The sequence below is a fragment of the Mesorhizobium sp. CA12 genome (genome assembly GCF_020165255.1).
In the GTDB taxonomy this organism is placed as follows: Bacteria; Pseudomonadota; Alphaproteobacteria; order Rhizobiales; family Rhizobiaceae; genus Mesorhizobium.
Genome location: NZ_JAIUHT010000031.1, coordinates 1 through 20,794, shown reverse-complemented (window position 1 = coordinate 20,794; position 20,794 = coordinate 1). Strand labels below are relative to the sequence as shown.

General features: G+C 64.2%; 17 protein-coding genes. 11 read left to right on the top strand and 6 right to left on the bottom strand.

Features of this window, described 5'->3' with window-relative positions; translation table 11 throughout:
* Positions 1-45: 45 nt before the first annotated feature.
* Positions 46-543 carry a MarR family winged helix-turn-helix transcriptional regulator gene (locus LB520_RS28885; RefSeq protein ID WP_224546089.1) on the bottom strand — a complete coding sequence of 166 codons (498 nt, stop codon included), beginning with the start codon at positions 541-543 and terminating at the stop codon, positions 46-48.
* 99 nt (positions 544-642) lie between these two features.
* Here LB520_RS28885 and LB520_RS28880 point away from each other — a divergent pair, with 99 nt between their 5' ends.
* Positions 643-1,575, top strand: a complete 933-nt coding sequence (locus LB520_RS28880; RefSeq protein ID WP_224640199.1) for a DMT family transporter — start codon at positions 643-645, stop codon at positions 1,573-1,575.
* Positions 1,576-1,731: 156 nt separating this feature from the next.
* Here LB520_RS28880 and ubiG read toward each other — a convergent pair whose 3' ends face one another.
* On the bottom strand, positions 1,732-2,481 hold the full coding sequence (ubiG, locus tag LB520_RS28875; RefSeq protein ID WP_224630104.1) for a bifunctional 2-polyprenyl-6-hydroxyphenol methylase/3-demethylubiquinol 3-O-methyltransferase UbiG: 750 nt from the start codon (positions 2,479-2,481) through the stop codon (positions 1,732-1,734).
* Positions 2,482-2,725: 244 nt separating this feature from the next.
* Here ubiG and LB520_RS28870 point away from each other — a divergent pair, with 244 nt between their 5' ends.
* Positions 2,726-3,283 carry a putative glycolipid-binding domain-containing protein gene (locus LB520_RS28870; protein WP_224640198.1) on the top strand — a complete coding sequence of 186 codons (558 nt, stop codon included), beginning with the start codon at positions 2,726-2,728 and terminating at the stop codon, positions 3,281-3,283.
* Between the two features lie 30 nt (positions 3,284-3,313).
* On the opposite strand, the gene LB520_RS28865 is transcribed toward LB520_RS28870, so the two are convergent.
* Positions 3,314-3,610, bottom strand: coding sequence for an antibiotic biosynthesis monooxygenase family protein (locus tag LB520_RS28865; RefSeq protein ID WP_224609564.1), 297 nt, complete (start codon positions 3,608-3,610; stop codon positions 3,314-3,316).
* A gap of 213 nt (positions 3,611-3,823) precedes the next feature.
* On the opposite strand from LB520_RS28865, the gene LB520_RS28860 reads away from it, so the two are divergent.
* The 8 genes from LB520_RS28860 (at position 3,824) to LB520_RS28825 (ending at position 15,937) form a co-directional block, all read left to right on the top strand.
* The gene (locus LB520_RS28860) at positions 3,824-5,077 is read left to right on the top strand and encodes an aspartate kinase (RefSeq protein ID WP_140847379.1); all 1,254 of its coding nucleotides are present in this window, start codon (positions 3,824-3,826) and stop codon (positions 5,075-5,077) included.
* A gap of 83 nt (positions 5,078-5,160) precedes the next feature.
* Positions 5,161-7,431: a phosphoenolpyruvate--protein phosphotransferase gene (ptsP, locus tag LB520_RS28855; protein WP_140632771.1), complete on the top strand. Its 2,271-nt coding sequence runs from the start codon at positions 5,161-5,163 to the stop codon at positions 7,429-7,431.
* 139 nt (positions 7,432-7,570) lie between these two features.
* A complete protein-coding gene (gene prfA / locus LB520_RS28850) occupies positions 7,571-8,650 on the top strand; it encodes a peptide chain release factor 1 (RefSeq protein ID WP_224640197.1) in 1,080 nt (359 codons plus the stop codon).
* Positions 8,643-9,512 (top strand): peptide chain release factor N(5)-glutamine methyltransferase, encoded by an 870-nt coding sequence (gene prmC, locus LB520_RS28845; RefSeq protein WP_224640196.1) that lies wholly within the window; start codon positions 8,643-8,645, stop codon positions 9,510-9,512. Before prfA ends, prmC begins: the two co-directional genes overlap by 8 nt.
* Positions 9,513-9,825: 313 nt before the next feature.
* Positions 9,826-10,860, top strand: a complete 1,035-nt coding sequence (locus LB520_RS28840; RefSeq protein WP_224609574.1) for a DUF4167 domain-containing protein — start codon at positions 9,826-9,828, stop codon at positions 10,858-10,860.
* 224 nt (positions 10,861-11,084) lie between these two features.
* Positions 11,085-13,691 (top strand): ATP-dependent chaperone ClpB, encoded by a 2,607-nt coding sequence (clpB, locus tag LB520_RS28835; RefSeq protein ID WP_224640195.1) that lies wholly within the window; start codon positions 11,085-11,087, stop codon positions 13,689-13,691.
* 115 nt (positions 13,692-13,806) lie between these two features.
* Positions 13,807-14,172: an MmcQ/YjbR family DNA-binding protein gene (locus LB520_RS28830; RefSeq protein ID WP_140543607.1), complete on the top strand. Its 366-nt coding sequence runs from the start codon at positions 13,807-13,809 to the stop codon at positions 14,170-14,172.
* Positions 14,173-14,404: 232 nt separating this feature from the next.
* Positions 14,405-15,937 (top strand): L,D-transpeptidase family protein, encoded by a 1,533-nt coding sequence (locus LB520_RS28825; protein WP_224640194.1) that lies wholly within the window; start codon positions 14,405-14,407, stop codon positions 15,935-15,937.
* On the opposite strand, the gene LB520_RS28820 is transcribed toward LB520_RS28825, so the two are convergent.
* Both LB520_RS28820 and LB520_RS28815 read right to left on the bottom strand, forming a co-directional pair.
* Complete coding sequence (locus tag LB520_RS28820) at positions 15,911-16,543, bottom strand: TMEM175 family protein (protein ID WP_224640193.1); 633 nt, start codon at positions 16,541-16,543, stop codon at positions 15,911-15,913. The genes LB520_RS28825 and LB520_RS28820 overlap by 27 nt on opposite strands.
* A complete protein-coding gene (locus tag LB520_RS28815; RefSeq protein WP_224640192.1) occupies positions 16,540-16,689 on the bottom strand; it encodes a hypothetical protein in 150 nt (49 codons plus the stop codon). Before LB520_RS28815 ends, LB520_RS28820 begins: the two co-directional genes overlap by 4 nt.
* A 78-nt stretch (positions 16,690-16,767) precedes the next feature.
* On the opposite strand from LB520_RS28815, the gene LB520_RS28810 reads away from it, so the two are divergent.
* Positions 16,768-18,312 carry an MFS transporter gene (locus LB520_RS28810; RefSeq protein ID WP_224640191.1) on the top strand — a complete coding sequence of 515 codons (1,545 nt, stop codon included), beginning with the start codon at positions 16,768-16,770 and terminating at the stop codon, positions 18,310-18,312.
* Positions 18,313-18,318: 6 nt separating this feature from the next.
* Here the strand turns inward: LB520_RS28810 and LB520_RS28805 are convergent, their stop codons facing one another.
* Positions 18,319-20,298, bottom strand: a complete 1,980-nt coding sequence (locus LB520_RS28805) for a M23 family metallopeptidase (RefSeq protein ID WP_181174965.1) — start codon at positions 20,296-20,298, stop codon at positions 18,319-18,321.
* Positions 20,299-20,794: the final 496 nt, after the last annotated feature.

Below are 20,794 nucleotides of genomic sequence, written 5' to 3'. Positions count from 1 at the left end.
ACACCTTGGCGCAAGTTCACGAAGGTGGAAAGCAGGAGGCATACGCTAGGCAGAGGTTTGGCCCAAGCTTCCGATCAATTTTTCCAGCAGTTTCGCCAGCATGTCCCGGTCCTCGCGTGTCAGGCCGGCGAGGATTTCGTGCTCGTTGGCGACGTGGGCGGCAAGCGCTTCGTTGATGAGCTCGAGCCCTTTCCCGGTCAATTGCACCACCACACCGCGCCGGTCGTTGGGATGCGGCGCGCGCTGGATTAGGCCGGCCTTCTCCAGCCGGTCGAGGCGTGCGGTCATGGCGCCCGAGGTCACCATCGTCGCCTCGTAAAGCTCCGTCGGCGTCAGCGCGTAGGGCGCGCCGGAACGGCGCAATGTCGCCAGCACATCGAATTCGCCGGACTGCAGCCCGAAGCGGGCGAAGACCGGCGCCAGGCGGTCGCGCGCGATGAGCGCCGAGACCTCGTTCAGCCGCCCGATGACGCCCATCGGCGACACGTCGAGGTCCGGTCGCTCCCGTCGCCACTGTTCCATGGCTTTGCCTGCTCGATCCATGTTGCTCACCATAAAGTATCTTGACATAAAGAATCTTGGCATTATCTTACTGCAACATGAACTGGCCGCCAAGCGGTCTCGCATCGACAGGACGAAGCAATGAGACTTCTCTGGGATTCAGCGATTTGGCTTTTGGTCGTGACGGGCGGCCTGCTGGGCATGACGCTGCCGTTCGGCAAGCTCGCCACCGCCGCCGGGGTGCCGGCCGTGGTCTGGGCCTTCGTCATCTCGCTGGGCGCAGGCGGCGTGCTGTTTCTGGCGCTTCTGCTGGGCGGCGAGCGCATCCGGCTGACCCCGCACAAGCTGCGCTATTTCGTCGTCACCGCAGCGATTTCCTACGCCATTCCCAATCTTTTGATGTTCTCGGCCATCCCGCATCTCGGCGCCGGCTACACCGGCATCATGTTCACCCTGTCGCCGGTGATCACGCTGGTGTTCTCGATCGTGCTCGGTGTCAGGCGCCCCAATCTGCTCGGGGTCATCGGCATCGCCGTCGGCTTTGTCGGCGCGGCGATGGTCGCGCTGACGCGCGGCGAGGCAGGGCAGCCGGCCGACTATTTCTGGGTGGCGATTGGGCTGCTCATCCCGGTCAGCCTTGCCGCCGGCAACATCTACCGCACCGTCGACTGGCCGCAAGGCACCGGCCCGATCGAACTTGCGGTCGGCAGCCACCTGGCCTCGGCCACGCTGCTCCTCATCGGCATTTTGACGGTTCTGGGCGGGCAAGCCTTCATTCCGCTCGGCGGCGTGCCGCTCGTGGTCGTCGGCCAGGTAGCGTCGGCCTCGGCGATGTTCGCCTTCTTCTTCCGCCTGCAGGCGGTCGGCGGGCCGGTCTATCTGAGCCAGATCGGCTATGTGGCGGCGGCCGTCGGCCTGTTCGCCGGCACGATCTTCCTCGGCGAGCACTACCAGCTTCTGACCTGGCTGGGCGCCGCCATCATCACCGTCGGCGTCTTCATCACGACCAAGGCGCAAAGCCAGACCGGCGCGCCGGCGCCGGTCCGGGTCGAGCCGGCGGCGTCCCGCAGCTAGAGCAATTCCAGGAAAAGTGTGAGCGGTTTTCCGTCCGGAATTGCGTCAAACAAAGAGATAGAGCGGTTCGCCGTTTCCGTGAAACGGTGAAACGCTCTAGTTCTCGTTGCCGCCGGCCACTGGAGGCGTGAGGCGGGCGGTCCGGCTTGCTGCCGATCAGACCGAAGCTTTCTCCGCCAACACCATGTAATTGACGTCCATGTCCCTGGACTTCTGCCAGCGGTCGGCCAGCGGATGATAGATGACGCCGGTGCGGTCGATCACCGTGAGCCCGGCGGCGCCCAGCGCCTTCGCCAGCTCCTCCGGGCGGACCAGCTTGCCGAACTGATGCGTGCCGCGCGGCAGCCAGCGCAGCAGATATTCGGCGCCGATGATGGCAAGGCCGAGCGCCTTCAGCGTGCGGTTGATGGTGGCGACGAACATGATGCCGCCGGGGCGGACCATCTGGCCGCATTTGGCCACGAACAGCTCGACATCGGCGACATGCTCGACCACTTCCATGTTCAGGATGACGTCGAAGGTCTCGCCGGCATCGGCCAGCGCCTCGGCCGTGGTGGCGCGGTAGTCGACGCTGACGCCGGCTTCCGCCGCGTGCAGCTTCGCCACTTCGATGTTGGTTGCGGAAGCATCGGCGCCGACCACTTCGGCGCCAAGCCTGGCCATAGGCTCGCACAGCAAACCGCCGCCGCAGCCGATATCGAGGAAGCGCAGGCCATCGAAAGGCCGCGCCGCGCGCGGATCGCGGCCGAAACGGGCCGCAACCTGATCGCGGATATAGGCAAGCCGCACCGGATTGAACTTGTGCAGCGGACGGAACTTGCCATTCGGGTTCCACCATTCGGCGGCAAGGGCGGAGAAGCGTTCCACTTCTCCGGCATCGATGGTCGATCGGCGGGGCTCTGGCATCGGCGGGTCTCCTCGAACGCCAAGAAGTCGGGGAACGCTAGGAAGTCGGGCGCGGGGGAGGGAATGTCAAGGCGGGTTTTTTGCCGCTGGCATCAGGGCGCCGGCAAGCCCAACCATGTCGATGGATCAGGCCGCGTTCTGTCAGCGCCTGGCAGCTTGGTTGCCGCGCTGCCGAAACAAATCGGATGGGCGAACGAAAAGCTGTCATGGACAGGGAGCGAGACCGAGACGGGAGTGTGCGAAAATGCGAATTCTGGCTTCGATCCTTTGGCAACGGCTCGACCTGGAGGGGCACGACGCTTGCCTGCTTGGCGAGACGGAAGATGGCCGGACCCTCAAAGGCCATGCGCTTTTCGTCCACGACGCCGGTCCGTGTGGCCTTGCCTATGAGGTGGATTGCGACCTGATCTGGCGTACCCGCAGGGCGCGGGTCGACGGCTTTTGCGGCATGCGGGAGATGCATTATCAGATTGAACGTCTTGCCGACGGCCAGTGGCTGCTGAACGGCGCAAGCCAGGCGGAGGTTGCCGGCCTCGTCGACGTCGATCTCGGCTTCACGCCTGCCACCAACCTTCTGGCGATCCGTCGGCTCGAGCTTGGCGCCGGCATGGCGGCGCCGGCGCCGGCCGCCTATCTGGCCTTTCCTGAACTCAGGCTCTCGCGCCTCGAACAGACCTACCGGCGGCTCGACGACAGCCGCTATGCTTATGCCGCACCCGTGTACGGCTACGATGCTGTCCTGACGGTCTCGCCGGCCGGTTTCGTTCTCGACTATCCCGGTCTGTGGCGAAGCGCTACCTGAGCCGCGAGCGCGCGACCGGCAATGTCGTGATCAACGCGACAGCGCGATCGTTGCGTGGTTCATGGCGACGCTGGTCGGCTCGATCGCCTGCACGGCTTCGCTGCCGCCGATCTCGGCCATGATGCGGTCGGCCGCCGCCTGGGCCTGTTCCATGCTCTGCCAGCGCACCACATCCACCCAGCTTCCGTCCTCGCGCCGGCCGAGATGCCGGCTGAGGAAGCCTGGCTGCCGGGCGAGCCAGTCAGTGATGACGCCGTTGCTGGCGACAAAGCCGGCTTCGGCGCCGGACTTGAGGCGGAAGGTGACGATTTCCAGGGTTTCGGTCATGACAATCTCCCAACGGGCCGTTTCGTCGGTCTTATGGCATGTTCGGCGACAAGATTCTGTCAGGATAGACGGTGCCGGGCCGCTCTTGGCCGCGCTCGCTTGCGAAGCGTTGCTGTTTTGGCTAAGGAGGCCGCGCATTCCGGCGCCGGGCTTACCCGGCGTTTCCTCTCGTTCCGGGCTCGAGCCGGCTTCAGTCAAAGGCATTTCGCTTCCATGGCGCGTATCGTGATGAAATTCGGCGGAACCTCGGTCGCCGACATCGCCCGCATCCGCAACGTGGCGCGCCATGTCAAACGCGAGGTCGATGCCGGCCACGAGGTTGCCGTGGTGGTCTCGGCGATGGCCGGCAAGACCAACGAGCTGGTCGGCTGGACCCGCGAAGCTTCCCCCATGCACGACGCGCGCGAATATGACGCCGTTGTCGCGTCGGGCGAGCAGGTCACGGCCGGTCTCCTGGCGATCACGCTGCAGAACATGGGCATCCATGCACGGTCCTGGCAGGGCTGGCAGATCCCGATCAAGACCGACAACGCGCATGGCGCGGCACGCATCCTCGATATCGACGGCGCCTTCCTGATCAAGCGCTTCGGCGAGGGCCAGGTGGCCGTCATCGCTGGTTTCCAGGGCATCGGCCCGGACAACCGCATATCGACGCTCGGCCGCGGCGGCTCCGACACCAGCGCCGTGGCGATCGCGGCGGCGGTCAAGGCCGACCGTTGCGACATCTATACCGATGTCGACGGCGTCTACACGACCGACCCTCGTATCGAGCCGAAAGCCCGTCGGCTGGCCAAGATTTCGTTCGAGGAAATGCTCGAAATGGCTTCGCTTGGCGCCAAGGTGCTGCAGGTACGCTCGGTCGAGCTTGCCATGGTACACAGGGTGCGTACCTTCGTGCGGTCGTCCTTCGACGATCCCGACGCGCCCGGAATGGGGGATTTGCTCAATCCGCCCGGAACGCTTATTTGCGACGAGGAAGAGATCGTGGAACAGCAGGTCGTCACCGGAATTGCCTACGCCAAGGACGAAGCGCAGATCTCGCTGCGCCGCGTCGGCGACCGTCCAGGCGTTGCCGCCGGCATCTTCGGCCCGCTGGCCGAAGCCAACATCAATGTCGACATGATCGTCCAGAACATCTCCGAGGACGGCAAGTTCACCGATATGACCTTCACCGTGCCGTCCGGCGACGTCGACAAGGCGCTTGCCGTGCTGGAGAGGCTGAAACCCGATGTCGGCTACGATGTCGTCCAGTCGGAAGCCGGCATGTCGAAGGTCTCGGTCATCGGCATCGGCATGCGCAGCCACGCCGGCGTCGCCGCCACCGCCTTCAAGGCGCTGGCCGACAAGGCGATCAACATCCGCGCCATCACCACTTCCGAGATCAAAATCTCGATACTGATCGACGGTCCCTATACGGAACTTGCAGTTCGTACTTTGCATTCCGTCTACGGGCTCGATAAGCAATAGCAAGAACTGAGTCAGTTGTTGCGTGAACGCCGGCCGCGGGAGAAACTGCGGCGGGCGAAATGCCCATTGGAGAACAAGCCGCGATGCGTGATACGGCCAGTGGCCCGCGCGTTCTGCTCAAACGGCTTCGCGAGCTCATGCAGGAGCCGCTGGAGCCGCAGGAGCGGCTCGACCGCATCGTGCGCGACATCGCCTCCAACATGGTCGCCGAAGTCTGCTCGCTCTATGTGCTACGCGCGGATTCGGTGCTCGAGCTCTACGCCACCGAAGGTTTGAACCCCAACGCCGTCCATCTGGCGCAGCTGCGGCTCGGGCAGGGCCTGGTCGGCACGATCGCCGCCAGCGCGCGACCGCTCAATCTATCCAATGCGCAGGAGCATCCGGCTTTCGCCTACCTGCCGGAGACGGGCGAAGAGATATACAACTCCTTCCTCGGCGTGCCGGTGCTGCGGGCAGGGCGCACGCTAGGCGTGCTGGTGGTGCAGAACAAGACCATGCGCCATTACCGCGACGACGAGGTCGAGGCGCTGGAAACGACGGCGATGGTGATCGCCGAGATGATCGCCACCGGCGATCTCGCCCGCCTGACCAAGCCGGGGCTGGAGCTCGACCTGCGCCGCCCGGTGAGCTTCACCGGCCTTTCCTTCAATGAGGGCGTCGGGCTCGGCCATGTCGTGCTGCACGAGCCGCGCATCGTCGTCACCAACCTCTTCAACGAGGACAGCGAGGAGGAGGTGCGCCGGCTGCAGTCCTCACTCGGCTCGCTCCGGCTCTCTATCGACGACATGCTGGAGCGGCGCGAGGTCGCGTTCGAGGGCGAGCACCGCGAGGTGCTTGAGGCCTATCGCATGTTCGCCAACGACAGCGGTTGGGTGCGGCGGCTGGAAGAGGCGATCCGCAACGGCCTGACGGCGGAAGCCGCCGTCGAGAAGGTGCAGAGCGACATGCGCGCCCGCATGCTGCACATGACAGACCCCTATCTGCGCGAGCGGATGAGCGATTTCGACGACCTCGCAAACCGGTTGCTGCGCCAGCTGATGGGACGCGGTCCGGAAGATGTCGCGGCCTCGCTGCCCAAGGACGCCATCATCGTCGCCCGCTCGATGGGCGCGGCCGAGCTGCTCGACTATCCGCGCGACAAACTGCGCGGCCTTGTGCTGGAGGATGGCGCCGCCACCAGCCATGTCGTGATCGTCGCGCGCGCCATGGGCATTCCCGTCGCCGGACAAATGAAGGGCGCCGTTTCCATGGCGGAAAACGGCGACGCCATCATCGTCGACGGCGAGGAAGGCACCATCCATCTCAGGCCGCAATCCGACCTGGAAGCCGCCTATGCCGAAAAAGTCCGTTTCAGGGCGCGGCGGCAGGAGGTCTATCGCGAGCTGCGCAAGAAGCCGTCGCTGACCAAGGACGGCGTTCCAGTCGATCTGCTGATGAATGCGGGCCTTGCCGTCGACCTGCCGCAGCTGACCGAATCGGGCGCCGCCGGCATCGGCCTGTTCCGCACCGAATTGCAGTTCATGGTCGCCTCGACCTTTCCCCGCGCCGAGGCGCAGGAACGGCTTTACCGCGACGTGCTCGAGGCGGCGCGCGGCAAGCCGGTCACCTTCCGCACCATCGACATCGGCGGCGACAAGGTGCTGCCCTATTTCAAGGGCGCGGTGCAGGAAGAGAACCCGGCGCTGGGCTGGCGGGCGATCCGGCTCACCCTCGACCGTCCCGGCCTGCTCAGGACTCAGATACGGGCGCTGCTGAAGGCCAGCGGCGGCCGCGAGCTGAAGCTGATGCTGCCGATGGTCACCGAGCTGTCGGAAATCGCGCAGGCGCGCGAGATCATCGACCGCGAGGTCCGGCATTTGTCACGCTTTGCGCATCACCTGCCCACCAGCCTCAAGCTCGGCGCGATGCTGGAAGTGCCCTCGCTGCTGTTCCAGCTCGACGAATTGATGAAGGCGGTGGATTTCGTTTCGGTCGGCTCCAACGACCTCTTCCAGTTCGTCATGGCCGTCGATCGCGGCAACACCCAGCTCGCCGACCGCTTCGACAACCTGTCGACGCCGTTTCTGCGGGTGCTGAAGACGATTGCCGATGCCGGCGTGCGCAACGACACCCCGGTGACGCTCTGCGGCGAGTTGGCCGGCAAGCCGATCTCGGCCATGGCGCTGATCGGTCTCGGCTTCCGCTCGATCTCCATGTCGCCGGCATCGATCGGCCCGGTCAAGGCGATGCTCACCGAGCTGCCGCTGCAGGAACTGAAGGCCTTTTTCGACGACAATCTAATGGCGCCCAGCCAGAAATTGCCGATGCGAGCCTTGCTACAGGCCTTTGCAGACGATCGCTCGATTCCGCTCTAGATTCATGTGAGGGCGGTCTGCAAATGGCGATTTTCTGCGCTTCCGGTGCTCATGTACCTAAATGTACATTCCGCTCCGGTTCTCGAGATTCCCCATTTTCGGCTCGCCCTGACGTGAATTCCATCGAAGTTCGAAGATCATGATCAACCTGCCCCGCGACCGTATGGATCAAGTCGTCAAGCGTTTCGACATGCTCGAGGCGCAGATGTCGGCCGGACCCGCCGCCGACGCCTATGTGAAGATGGCTTCGGAATATGCCGACATCCAGGACATGGTGGGCAAGATCCGGGCGCTGCGCGCCGCCGAGCAGGAGCGGGCGGACCTCGAGGCGATGCTTGCCGACAAAGCGACCGATGCCGAGATGCGCGCGCTGGCCGAGGCCGACCTGCCGGAGGTCGAGAGCCGCATCGAGGCGCTGCAGAAGGACATCCAGATCCTGCTGCTGCCCAAGGATGCGGCCGACGAAAGAAACGCCATCCTCGAAATCCGCGCCGGCACAGGCGGCGACGAGGCGGCGTTGTTCGCCGGCGATCTCTTTCGCATGTATGAGCGCTATGCCGCCTCGCGCGGCTGGCGCTTCGAGGTGGTATCGGCGAGCGAGGGCGAGGTCGGCGGCTACAAGGAAATCATCGCCGCGGTATCGGGCAAGGGCGTGTTCGCGCATCTGAAGTTCGAATCCGGCGTGCACCGCGTACAGCGCGTGCCGGAAACCGAGGCCGGCGGGCGCATCCACACCTCGGCCGCGACCGTCGCCGTGCTGCCCGAGGCCGAGGAGGTCGATATCGAAATCCGGGCGGAGGACATCCGCATCGACACGATGCGGGCCTCCGGCTCGGGCGGCCAGCACGTCAACACCACCGATTCGGCGGTTCGCATCACCCATTTGCCGACCGGCATCATGGTGGTGCAGGCGGAAAAGTCGCAGCACCAGAACCGGGCGCGCGCCATGCAGATCCTGAGGGCCAGACTCTACGATCTCGAGCGCAGCCGCGCGGATGAGGAGCGCTCGTCATCGCGAAAATCGCAGGTCGGCTCCGGCGACCGCTCGGAGCGCATCCGCACCTACAATTTCCCGCAAGGCCGTGTCACCGACCACCGTATCAACCTCACGCTCTACAAGCTCGACCGGGTGATGATGGGCGAGTTGGACGAGATCGTCGGCGCGCTGATCGCCGATCATCAGTCGAAGCTGCTTGCCGATATGAGCCTCGATGGCTGATCGACTGCCCGCTGCGCTCGGACCGCTGCTCAGGGCAGCGCGCGAGCGTCTGGCTGTAGCCGGCATCGACGATCCAGCGCTCGATTCGCGGCTGATCGTCGAGCATTTCTCGGGCACGACCCGTACCCAGGCCATCGCCGAACCGGGACAAGAGGTTGGTTCGGCGGCGCTTTCGGCCATCGAAGCGGCCCTGAGGCGTCGCGTCGCAGGCGAGCCGGTGCACCGCATCCTCGGCTACCGCGAATTCTACGGTTTGCGCCTTTCGCTTTCGCCGGAGACGCTGGAGCCCCGGCCGGATACCGAGACGCTGGTCGACGCCGTCCTGCCCTTTGCGCGGGCAACGGCCGAAAGGCTTGGCGAATGCCGCATTCTCGATCTAGGCACGGGCACCGGCGCCATCGCGCTGGCGCTGCTCAGCGCCGTTCCGGCGGCCACCGCGACGGGCGTCGACATTTCGCTCGACGCATTGGCGGTTGCGGCTGGAAATGCCCGGGACCTGGGGCTCGGCGAACGCTTCAAAGCCTTGCATTCCAACTGGTTCGAAAAAGTTTCGGGCCACTACCATGTAATTGCCTCGAACCCTCCCTATATACCCAGTCGAGACATCGGAAATCTGCAGGACGAGGTCCGCGATTTCGACCCGCACCGGGCCCTGGACGGCGGTGCGGACGGTTTGGACCCCTATCGGGTCATTGCCGCTGAAGCGGCAGAATTTCTGCAAGCGCAAGGCAAGGTAGCGGTCGAGATCGGCCATACGCAGAAAAACGAGGTCACCGGGACATTCGCGGCAGCCGGCTATGTGTTAACCGGGTCACATCGCGATCTCGGCGGCAATGACAGAGTTCTGGTGTTCGAGCGTTGAAAGCCCTGATGCAGTGCGAAAAAACCGCTTGGCAATACCCGGGAATGCAGTTAGGGTCCGGCTCAACCGGATGAGACGAAGCAGGCAGTGCTCCCAGCGATTCGGTTTTCCTTGGAAATAGCTGCCTTCTTGCGCAAACGACGCCCAAGCTTCGTGCGGGAATCATCCGGCAAGTGATGTAACCGGGACAGGATGGCACGTGGCGCCAACGCAATTGATGCGGGCGAACGCCGGTGAAGAGACGAAACGGCTGGCTGCATGAGCGCCACCGTTCGTGAAGAGTTTTTCGAAAATTCACTATGAAGAGAGTCTAATGAGGCCACAACAGCAGAACAGGCGCATGCGCGGTCGCAACAACAATGGCGGCGGTGGCAACAACAACAACCGCAAGGGGCCCAATCCCCTGACCCGCAACTACGAGAGCAACGGCCCGGACGTGAAGATCCGCGGATCGGCTCAGCAGATCGCCGAAAAATACGCCACACTCGCCCGTGACGCGCAAAGCTCCGGCGACCGGGTTATGGCGGAGAACTACCTCCAGCACGCCGAGCATTATAATCGCATCATTGCCGCCGCGCAGGCGCAGATGCCGATCCAGAACACTCAGCAGAACCGCGACGACTTCGACGACGATATGGACGAGGATCGCGAGGAGTTCGACAATATCGGCAACAACAGCGGCAACGGCGCCGATGCGCCGGGCACGGCGAGCGGCTCCGGCCCGCAGCCAGTGATCGAAGGCACGCCGGCGGAACTCGCCTACAACCAGGAAAACGGCCGCGACAACAACAGCCGTCGCGACAACAATCAGCGCGACAACAATGGCCGCGACCGGCATCGTGACCGCCGCAACGGCGGCGGCCAGTATGGCCAGAACGGTCAGCGCGGCGAAAACGCCCAGCGCGGCGAGCAGGGCGGCCAGCAGTTCGACCAGAACCGCCGCAATGAGGGACAGGCGCAGCCCGAGGCGACCGGCGAGGCTGGTTCACAGGCCGTGCAGGCGCCGCAGTTCGACAGTTTCTCGCCGGCCGCCCTTGCCGCACAGGCCGAGCTCAACGAAGCCGCCCAGGACAATGGCGGCCGCCGTCCGCGGCGTCCGCGGCGTCCCCGCGGCAGCTATGCCGACCAGGTCGGTGGCGGGCAGAGCGACCAGCCGGAGGGCTCGAGCCCCGAAGGTTCCGGTCCTGAAAGTTCAGGCGAAACGCGCAACGCGGCGAACAATAGCGACGAGGTCGGCGCCAAGCCGGCCGAAGAGGCGAACCAGGCGAGGGAGCCTGCCGCAAGCGAGCCGGCACCTGTTGTCAACGAAGCCGCCGGCGAGCCTGTAGCTGCCGACGCAAACAACTGATCCAGACGCCATTTCAAGCATCGCTGACGGCGGAGAGAAATCTCCGCCGTTTTTGTATATGCGCGCCTGGGAATATTCTGCATTGATCGACATCAAGGCGTCTTGAGGGACCGTGGCCCATACACCATATCTCGGCTGAACAGGGCTCGGCTCTTTTGAGCGGGTCCGTCACCGCAATCTGATCCGGTGCCGCAAAGTGGGCCGGTGATGGAAGGAGACAGCGAATGAATCTTGAAAAATACTCGGAGCGTGTGCGCGGCTTCATCCAGTCCGCGCAGACCATGGCGCTCTCGCGCAACCACCAGCAATTTACGCCCGAACATATACTGAAGGTGCTCGTCGACGATGACGAGGGCCTCGCCGCATCCTTGATCGAGCGCGCCGGCGGCAATGTCCGCGACGTCAAGCTCGGCGTCGAGACGGCGCTCGAGGCGATGCCCAAGGTCGAAGGTGGCAACGGCCAGCTTTACCTCGCCCAGCCGCTCGCCAAGGTGTTCTCAACCGCCGAGGACCTGGCCAAGAAGGCCGGCGACAGCTTCGTCACCGTCGAGCGGCTGCTGCAGGCGCTTGTCATGGAGAAGTCGGCCAAGACCGCCGACATCCTGTCCAAGGCGGGCGTCACCGCGCAGGCGCTCAACCAGGCGATCAACGACATCCGCAAGGGCCGCACCGCCGATTCGGCCAGCGCCGAGCAAGGCTACGACGCGCTGAAGAAATACGCGCGCGACCTCACCGCCGACGCCCGCGCCGGCAAGCTCGATCCGGTCATCGGCCGCGACGACGAGATCCGCCGCACCATCCAGGTGCTGTCGCGGCGCACCAAGAACAATCCCGTGCTGATCGGCGAGCCGGGCGTCGGCAAGACGGCGATTGCCGAGGGCCTGGCGCTGCGCATCGTCAATGGCGACGTGCCGGAATCGCTGAAGGACAAGCAGTTGATGGCGCTCGACATGGGCGCGCTGATTGCCGGCGCCAAATATCGCGGCGAGTTCGAGGAGCGGCTGAAGGCCGTGCTCAACGAGGTAACCTCGGCCAGCGGCAACATCATCCTGTTCATCGACGAGTTGCACACGCTGGTCGGGGCCGGCAAGGCGGACGGCGCGATGGACGCCTCGAACCTGTTGAAGCCCGCGCTGGCGCGCGGCGAATTGCACTGCGTCGGCGCGACCACACTCGACGAATACCGCAAGCATGTCGAAAAGGATGCCGCGCTCGCCCGCCGTTTCCAGCCCGTCTTCGTCGACGAGCCGACGGTGGAAGACACGGTTTCGATCCTGCGCGGCCTGAAGGAGAAGTACGAGCAGCACCACAAGGTGCGCATCTCCGATTCCGCGCTTGTGTCGGCGGCCGCACTTTCCAACCGCTACATCGCCGACCGCTTTCTGCCGGACAAGGCGATCGACCTGGTCGACGAGGCGGCGTCCAGGCTGCGCATGCAGGTCGATTCCAAGCCTGAGGCGCTGGACGAGATCGACCGCCGCATCATGCAGCTCAAGATCGAGCGCGAGGCGCTGAAGGTCGAGAAGGACGAGGCCTCGAAGGACCGGCTTGCCAGGCTGGAGAAGGAGCTCGCCGATCTCGAGGAGGAATCGAGCGAGCTGACCACCAAGTGGCAGGCCGAAAAGCAGAAGCTTGGTCTTGCCGCCGACCTGAAGAAGCAGCTCGACGAGACGCGCAACGAACTGGCGATCGCGCAGCGCAAGGGCGAGTTCCAGCGCGCCGGCGAGCTTGCCTATGGCAAGATCCCGGAGCTCGAGAAGAAGCTCAAGGAAGCCGAGGCGCAGGACGGCAAGACCGGCATGGTGGAAGAGGTGGTCACGCCCGACCATGTTGCGCATGTCGTGTCGCGCTGGACCGGCATTCCGGTCGACAAGATGCTGGAAGGGCAGCGCGAGAAGCTCTTGCGCATGGAAGACGAGATCGGCAAGCGGGTCGTCGGCCAGGGCGAAGCCGTGCAGGCGGTGTCCAAAGCCGTGCGCCGCGCCCGCGCCGGACTGCAGGATCCGAACCGGCCGATCGGCTCGTTCATGTTCCTCGGACCGACCGGCGTCGGCAAAACCGAGCTCACCAAGGCGCTGGCCAGCTTCCTGTTCGACGACGAGACCGCGTTGGTGCGCATCGACATGTCGGAGTTCATGGAGAAGCACTCCGTCGCCCGGCTGATCGGCGCGCCTCCCGGCTATGTCGGCTATGAGGAAGGCGGCGCGCTGACAGAAGCGGTGCGGCGCCGGCCCTATCAGGTCGTGCTGTTCGACGAGATCGAGAAGGCGCATCCGGACGTGTTCAACGTGCTTCTGCAGGTGCTCGACGACGGCCGGCTGACCGATGGTCAGGGCCGCACGGTCGACTTCCGCAACACGCTGATCATCATGACGTCGAATCTCGGCGCCGAATATCTGGTGAACCTGGCCGACGACCAGGATGTCGATGCCGTGCGCGACGAGGTGATGGCCGTGGTGAAGGCCTCGTTCCGGCCGGAGTTCCTCAACCGCGTCGATGAGGTGATCCTGTTCCACCGGCTGCGCCGTCTGGATATGGACCGCATCGTCGAGATCCAGCTCAAGCGGCTGGAGAACCTGCTTACCGATCGCAAGATCACGCTGTCGCTGGATCATGACGCGATCGAGTGGCTGGCGTCGAAGGGCTACGATCCGGCCTATGGCGCCAGACCGCTGAAGCGGGTGATGCAGAAGGAGCTGCAGGATCCGCTGGCGGAGCAGATCCTGCTCGGCGAGATTCTCGACGGTTCGACCGTCAAGGTCACCGCCGGCTCCGACCGGTTGAACTTCCGCTCGAAGCCGACCGTGGTGGCGACGGAAGCCGCCGCCTGATTTCGGGCGAGCTTGAATGACGCGAAGCGCGTCGCATCGTATGGTGCGGCGCGCTTTGTTATTCGCAGTGATTGCGCATAATCGGCTGCCGATTCGGATGACCGCGAAGGACTTGATGAAGCTCGACGATTACAACGGCTTCTGCGCTTCATTGCCCGCCACGACGCATGTCGTTCAGTGGGGCGGCGCCCATGTCTGGAAGGTCGGCGGCAAGGTGTTCGCCATCGGCGGCTGGAACGAGGGCGGTGAGCTCTTCGTCACCTTCAAATGTTCCGAGATGGCCTATGACGTGCTGAAGGATCAGCCGGGCTGCCGACCGGCGCCCTATCTCGCCTCGCGTGGCATGAAATGGATCCAGCGTCAGACAAGCCAAAGCATGGATGATGCGGCGCTCGAGGACTATCTGCGCGAGAGCCATCGCCTGGTCGTCCTCAAGCTGACCAGACAGGCACGCAAGGAATTGGGGCTTGCCGCAGGCTAAGGCGCGTCGCGCCGAAACGGATGTGGTCGATGCGCTTTAGCTATTGTTTCGCATGTCGGCCCCCAGAACCGCTGCGTATTTTTGGGCAACATGCATGAGCTCATATTCCTCAAGGTACCGGAAACCCGCCATCTTCATGCCCGGTTCATGTTGGAATCTTAATTTGGCTAGCTGGTTTGCTGACGAAGGTTCGCCCGCCAGAAGCCCGAGTCGACCGGAGAGCTTGACCCCCATGCTGCGCTTGATCTTTTCCCTTTCGGCACTCGCGGCCGGGCTGGTGTCTTCCAGTGCGTTCGCCATGCCGAGCGCGGATGGTGCGCGGCCTGCGCGCCCGGCTGAGCGCGGCGCGCTGATGCTGGCCCAGGACGGCAATATCGATATCTACTACGACGCCAGGGGTAACCGGGTGCTGGTCGATGCCGACACCGGCAAGGTCATCGCCATCCAGCCGCCGGGCAGCAGGCTCGACCGCCGCGCGCTTCGCCGGCAGATGCGCATGCAGGAACTCGGCCGCGCGCCGGCCGAAGACGACGACCGCTATTATCTCGACAATCCCGATGACATGGCTCGCTTCCGTCGTCGGCAATTGGAAGAGAACGGCCGTGTCATCCCGCCGCCGGTCGATGAGTACGACGACAATTCCGTCGATGCCTATCCGCCGGCGCCCAACAACGATGAAGGCTATGCCACCACTTATCCGGAGGCGCCGAAATCCGACACCATCAAGCGCCAGCCGCTGAACGAAGCGTCGATCGACCCGGAGCAGCCGGGCCAGGGCGAAGTGCTTCAAACCAATCCGGACGCCGAGCCGTCGCTGCCGCCGAACACTGGTGGCAAGGCCACGGTCGATCCGTCGCTGTCGCTCGGCGTGCGCCAGGACGTTGCCGCGCTGCAGGTGCTGCTCGATCGCGGCGGCGCCTCGCCGGGCGTGATCGACGGGCGCTTCGGCTCGAACGTCGACAAGGCGCTTGCCGCCTACAACGAAATAAACGGTACCAATCTGAAGTCGACCGATGCAGTCGCCATCCAGGCGGCGCTTGCACAGTCGGGCGGCGACGCCTTCGCCTCCTACACGATCACACCGGAAGACGCGGCCGGCCCTTACGTCGCCTCGATACCGGAGGACTACAGCCAGAAGGCCAAGCTCGACTGCATGTGCTACACCTCGGTCACCGAGGCGCTGGCCGAACGCTTCCATATGGACGAGACCTATCTGAAATCGATCAACAAGGGCGTGGACTTCAATCGCCCGGGCACGATGATCAAGGTCGCCAATTTCGGCAAGCTAGTCTCGACGCCGGTAACGCGTATCATCGCCGACAAGACCAAGAAGGAAGTCTACGCCTATGATGGGAGCGGCAAGCTGGTCGCGGCCTATCCCGCGACCATCGGCTCGGCCGACACGCCGTCGCCGACCGGCATTCATGCCGTCTCGCGCATCGCTCTCGACCCGAACTACACCTACAATCCGAACATCAATTTCAAGCAGGGCCAGAACGACAAGATCCTGACCGTCCCCCCGGGACCGAACGGTCCGGTCGGTTCGGTCTGGATCGCACTCGACAAGCCGACCTACGGTATTCACGGCACGCCCGATCCTTCTAAGATTGGCAAAACCGAGAGCCATGGCTGCGTGCGCCTGACCAACTGGGATGCACGCGAGCTTGCCAAGCTGGTGTCGCCGGGCGTCACGGTGGAGTTCGTAGGCGGATCAACAATCGCGGATGTCGGCGGGACCTCAACCGATGAGTTTACGCAGCAGTAAGGCGCGCGGCGCCGCGGCATAGATGAGCTGCACCAGCAGGATGAAGCCTATGCTGAGCAGCGGCGTGATCAGGCAAAGCGCCGCGCCGACCGCCCACAGGATCTGCGCCTTGACGATCCGCTTGTAGACGGTGCGGCGCGTCTCCGCGTCGACATCCTCGGCGATCATGCCGTTCCTGTCGGCATACCACCAGCTTGCGTACAGCGTGGCGCCCAGCATCAGCAGGTTCAGCCAGTAGACCATTACCGCGCCCCTGAATGCCAGGAAATCGGCGAGAAGGTCGGTTGAGAAGGGCAGCAGCGCGATAAAGGCAAGGAAGCACAGGTTGAGCGTCGCGAGCCGCCGGTCCGATTTCGCGATCAGGCCATGCTGTGCCTGCTGTCCGAACCAGAAGATGGTGAGCGTGAGGAAGCTCAGCGCATAAGTCAGGAATCGCGGCCCCAGCGCCAGGATCGCGGCGAGCAATTCGCCTTCCGAATGCACCGCCTCATGCGACGGCACTCTGATCTCCAGCACGATCAAGGTCAGCGCGATGGCGAAAACGCCGTCGGTCACGCCGACGATGCGTCCGCGTCCTTCCGCCGACGGTTCGAGCGGCCGCTTCATGGCTTCCCCCTCTCACGCATGATCGTGGAACCTAGCACGCCGGTGGCGGTTTGCATCAGGATTGAGCCCACCTCGCCATCCGGCCCTGAATCAAAAAGAGAGAGCATGATGTCGTCCGAAAACCGCTTCACACGTTTCGGCATCATGCTCTGTCACCTGGTTTCAAGAACAGCGATGCTCTGGCTTGTTGTTGCGCCCGTGCGAGGGGGCTAAGCAGGGATCCAATGTCATCAGCGAATGAAACCACTGCCGATTCGCATTCGCCCGCGCGGGCGAACGGCACGTTTTGTCCTCAGACCCAGCGAAAATTCGTGCTGGTCGCTGCGATCCTCGCCTCTGCGCTCGGCTTCATCGACGGTTCGATCCTGGCGATCGCCATGCCGGCGCTGCGCGCGGATCTCGGCGCCAGCCTGGCGCAAGCGCAGTGGATTTCCAACGCCTATGCGTTGACGCTGTCGGCGCTCATCCTGGTGGGGGGCGCTGCCGGCGACCGGTTTGGACTGCGGCGCGCCTTCGTGGCCGGGATCGCGCTGTTCGTCGCGGCTTCGCTCGCCTGCGCGCTGGCGCCCGATCCGGCTATATTGATCGCCTTCCGCGCCATCCAGGGCATTGGTGCGGCGATCATGGTGCCGGGCAGCCTGGCCATCATCGCCAAAGCCTATCCGAAGAAGGAGCGCGGCCGGGCGATCGGCATCTGGGCCGCCGCTTCGGCGCTGACCACGGCGCTCGGTCCCGTGCTGGGCGGCTTCGTGCTCTCGACTTTCGGCAATGGCGTCTGGCGCGCGATCTTTGCCATCAACCTGCCGCTTGGGCTGATCTCGATCTATCTGCTTCTGGCCAAGGTGCCGGCCGACAAGCCAACCGAAAAACGCAGCCTCGACCTCGGCGGCGCGGCGCTGGCGACGCTTGCTTTCGGCCTGCTCGCCTACGGGTTGACGGCGTTGAATGCCGAAGGCGCAGGGTTGATGTCGGGCCCGGCGATCGTTGCCGGCGTGGTCCTGCTTGTCGTCTTCATCTTTTACGAGCACAGGCGGCGCGACCCGATGATCGATCTCGGCCTGTTCCGGATCAGGGCCTTTGCCGGCGCCAATCTGGCGACGTTTTTCCTTTATTTCGCCCTGTCGGCCAATTTGTTCTACCTGCCGATGCTGTTGATCGCCGGCTGGCGGCTGAGCGAGGCCGAGGTCGGCTTCATCTTCGTACCGCTGTCGGCGTCGATCGCGCTTTTGTCCGGACCGGTCGGCCAGTGGTCGGATCGCATCGGTCCGCGTTTCCCGATCGCCAGCGGCAGCATGGTTGTGGCCGTTGCCTTCGCCGGCCTTGCCTTGCTTACCCATTTCGGCATCCACGATTTCTGGATCGGCACCTTTCCGCTGATGGCGCTGATGGGGCTTGGCATGGCGCAAGTCGTGTCGCCGCTGTCGACCGCGGTCATGACGTCCGTCGAGGACAAGGATACCGGGGCCGCATCCGGCATCAACAACGCGGTCTCGCGCGTCGGCGGCCTGATCGCGGTGGCGGCGATGGGCTCGCTGGCGGCCTGGGTTTACGCGCGGATGATCGGCAATGCCGCCGGGGTGCCCGGTTTCGGCGAGCCGCCCGCCTCCGGGCTGGCCGCCAATATCGAAGCGGCCAGGATTGCGGCAAGCGATTCGGCTTTCGCCGCGGTCGCGGCGGTCACGGCGCTGCTTTGCGGGCTGTCTTCACTCACCGCCTGGTTCACGGTTCCCGGACAGGCATCGCCCTGGCCGCAAAAAGACAAACGATGAGCAAGATTAGTTCGGAAGCTGCGAATCAGTCTTGGCGCTGGCAACCTTCAGCGCATTGCCGTCTTCCTGCTTCAGAAGATCGTCGATGCGCTCGCGCTCTTTCTTGAAGGCGACGAGATCGTCGCCCTTCAAAACCTTGCCGACCGGCAGGCGCACGCGCATCGAATCGACCTTGGTGCCGTTGACGATCAGTTCGTAGTGAAGGTGCGGGCCGGTAGAGAGGCCGGTCTGGCCGAGATAGCCGATGACCTGCCCCTGCCGGACATGAACGCCTTCCTCGATGCCTTTGGCGAAAGCGCTCTGGTGATTGTAGGAGGTCTCGTAACCATTGGCGTGGCGGATGATGATCTGCTTGCCGTAGCCGCCGGCCCAGCCGGCCTTCTCCACCACGCCGTTGCCCGCGGCGATGATCGGCGTGCCGATCGGCGCTGCCCAGTCGGTGCCGGTGTGCATCCGGACGTAGCCAAGGATTGGATGCCGGCGTGCGCCGAAGCCGGAGGTGAAGCGCCCATTGGGCAGCGGATTGCGCAGCAGGAACTGCTTGGCGCTGCTGCCGTTCTCGTCGAAATAGTCGACGCTGCCGTCCTGCATCTGGAAGCGATAGAAGTTGCGTGTTTGTCCGCCGAAGGTCGACGAGACGTAGAGAAGCTCGGAGCCGTCGGAGGCCTGGTCGTCGCCGTCGGGTTGGGAGAACAGCACTTCGAGGCGGTCGGAAGGCGAGAGCCGCGACTGGAAATCCACGTCGGAAGCGAGCAGCTTGATCAGCTTCTGCGTCATCGCTTTCGACATGCCGTAGGAATAGGCGGTGCGGTAGATGCCGTCATAGACATTGGGCAGATTGCCACGCACCACGACGGGCTGCGAATCATCGAACGCCGTCAAAAGCTCGGGATTGGGCTCCGGCTCCTGCGCCGGCACATACTGGCCACGGTCGTCGAGCGCTATGGTGACGATGTGCGTGGTCTTGTCGTAGACGCTGGTGCGCACGACCTTGGCGATGTCGCCGCGCACCTCGAGGCCAACGCGCAGCACCGTTCCGGCCTTTAGCGCCGGGGCGTTCAAAAGCTTGGCGATCGCCTCCGCCATGCCGGTGGCGTCGTCGCCGGTATAGCCCGAATCGGCATAGGCCTCGGCGATATCGGTATCCTTGGTGAAGGGAATGATTTCCTCGGCGAAGGCAGGCGTCTGGTCATCCGGCGTGGCACGCGGCGCCACCGAGACGTTTTCCTGCGTGATCTTCACGTCGTAGGAGCCGGCCATCGATTCGGCGAAGGCATCGCCGAACCGCTGCGGGTCGATATAGTGCAGCGCTGCCACCTGGACGGCGCCGTCGCTCAAGCCGGTGCCGGCGTCCCGCACCACCTTTTCGACCTCGTCGGCGGAGAGATCGCTTTTTTCGTCGAAGGAGGCCGTCTCGATCGGGAAATCGACCGTCTTCAGGCTCATCTCGCTTTCGACCTTGGCGCCGTAGATCTGTCCGGCGACCGCGGTGGCCGTTGCCGGTTGTGCGTTGTCGTCGCCGTCGTCGCCGAACACCTGCATCGGGTCGAACGGCGGGTAGGGGCGGCTGGTGGTGTGGCCGGCGGCCAGGGCCATCTTGATCTGCACGAAGGGCATGGTGTGGATAACGTCACGGTCGCCGACCTTGGTGACCATCGACACTTCCATGCGCCGCCGGTCCTTCGCCCGGGCGATCTGTCGGGGTGCCACCAGCCTTGTGGTCTTTGCCTGCTCGCCGGAGTCATCGCCGCCGCTGGCAAGACCGATGAGCTCGGCGATTTCCGGCGGGGTCGCCAATTGCTGGCGCCCGTCAAGGGCGGCGAACAACGCCACGCCCATCAACACGCTCGATGTCACGCCGGTGAGGAAGGTGCCTGACAGCCAGCGCGCCGAGACCTCGCGGCGGTCGGGCGGACCGCTGCGGCCGTCCGCGATCAGCGGCGGCTCGTTGCCGAGTTCGGCTATGACCTCTTCGGTGTCTTGCATCCAGAAAGGCTGCTTCTTCCCCAGGCGAAACGGCTTGTCGTTGTCGTTGTGGCCATGACAATTGCCTGTCACGGCGGTTGAAGTCAACGAAGCGGCAGGCCGGGGCCGATATCCCCAATCATGCGCCCCCTTGCGCAGGGCGCCCTGTCATCCGTCGTCGGCGCGCCTCGCATGTACGCGCGCGCCTTCCTTATACGGGCCGGTTTCACGCCCCAATGCGGCGGCAATAGGGCTTCGTTGCGGATAACCTGGGGGCTGCCGCAAGGGCAGTCGGCTATCGAAAAAGCGGTTCGAAAAATTCGTCGCAAAAAATTCAAAAAAGTTCGAAATCGGTGTTGACGCGTCGAGGGAGGTCCGACTATATACGGCCCACGAACGAGGGCGGTGCGCCGCTGGCGACGAAGAAGTTTGCTTCTAGGTCTGCCCTCTGTTGAAATTCAAGAGAGCCGCGTGAGCGACACTCGATTGGCCCCGAAGCCGAAAAGCGAGACGGGCT

Excerpts from the sequence above, each read along its gene's own strand:
- LB520_RS28885 (WP_224546089.1), bottom strand. The coding sequence starts at position 543 with ATGGATCGAGCAGGCAAAGCCATGGAACAGTGGCGACGGGAGCGACCG.
- LB520_RS28880 (WP_224640199.1), top strand. The coding sequence starts at position 643 with ATGAGACTTCTCTGGGATTCAGCGATTTGGCTTTTGGTCGTGACGGGC.
- ubiG (WP_224630104.1), bottom strand. The coding sequence starts at position 2,481 with ATGCCAGAGCCCCGCCGATCGACCATCGATGCCGGAGAAGTGGAACGC.
- LB520_RS28870 (WP_224640198.1), top strand. The coding sequence starts at position 2,726 with ATGCGAATTCTGGCTTCGATCCTTTGGCAACGGCTCGACCTGGAGGGG.
- LB520_RS28865 (WP_224609564.1), bottom strand. The coding sequence starts at position 3,610 with ATGACCGAAACCCTGGAAATCGTCACCTTCCGCCTCAAGTCCGGCGCC.
- LB520_RS28860 (WP_140847379.1), top strand. The coding sequence starts at position 3,824 with ATGGCGCGTATCGTGATGAAATTCGGCGGAACCTCGGTCGCCGACATC.
- ptsP (WP_140632771.1), top strand. The coding sequence starts at position 5,161 with ATGCGTGATACGGCCAGTGGCCCGCGCGTTCTGCTCAAACGGCTTCGC.
- prfA (WP_224640197.1), top strand. The coding sequence starts at position 7,571 with ATGATCAACCTGCCCCGCGACCGTATGGATCAAGTCGTCAAGCGTTTC.
- prmC (WP_224640196.1), top strand. The coding sequence starts at position 8,643 with ATGGCTGATCGACTGCCCGCTGCGCTCGGACCGCTGCTCAGGGCAGCG.
- LB520_RS28840 (WP_224609574.1), top strand. The coding sequence starts at position 9,826 with ATGAGGCCACAACAGCAGAACAGGCGCATGCGCGGTCGCAACAACAAT.
- clpB (WP_224640195.1), top strand. The coding sequence starts at position 11,085 with ATGAATCTTGAAAAATACTCGGAGCGTGTGCGCGGCTTCATCCAGTCC.
- LB520_RS28830 (WP_140543607.1), top strand. The coding sequence starts at position 13,807 with ATGAAGCTCGACGATTACAACGGCTTCTGCGCTTCATTGCCCGCCACG.
- LB520_RS28825 (WP_224640194.1), top strand. The coding sequence starts at position 14,405 with ATGCTGCGCTTGATCTTTTCCCTTTCGGCACTCGCGGCCGGGCTGGTG.
- LB520_RS28820 (WP_224640193.1), bottom strand. The coding sequence starts at position 16,543 with ATGAAGCGGCCGCTCGAACCGTCGGCGGAAGGACGCGGACGCATCGTC.
- LB520_RS28815 (WP_224640192.1), bottom strand. The coding sequence starts at position 16,689 with ATGATGCCGAAACGTGTGAAGCGGTTTTCGGACGACATCATGCTCTCT.
- LB520_RS28810 (WP_224640191.1), top strand. The coding sequence starts at position 16,768 with ATGTCATCAGCGAATGAAACCACTGCCGATTCGCATTCGCCCGCGCGG.
- LB520_RS28805 (WP_181174965.1), bottom strand. The coding sequence starts at position 20,298 with ATGCAAGACACCGAAGAGGTCATAGCCGAACTCGGCAACGAGCCGCCG.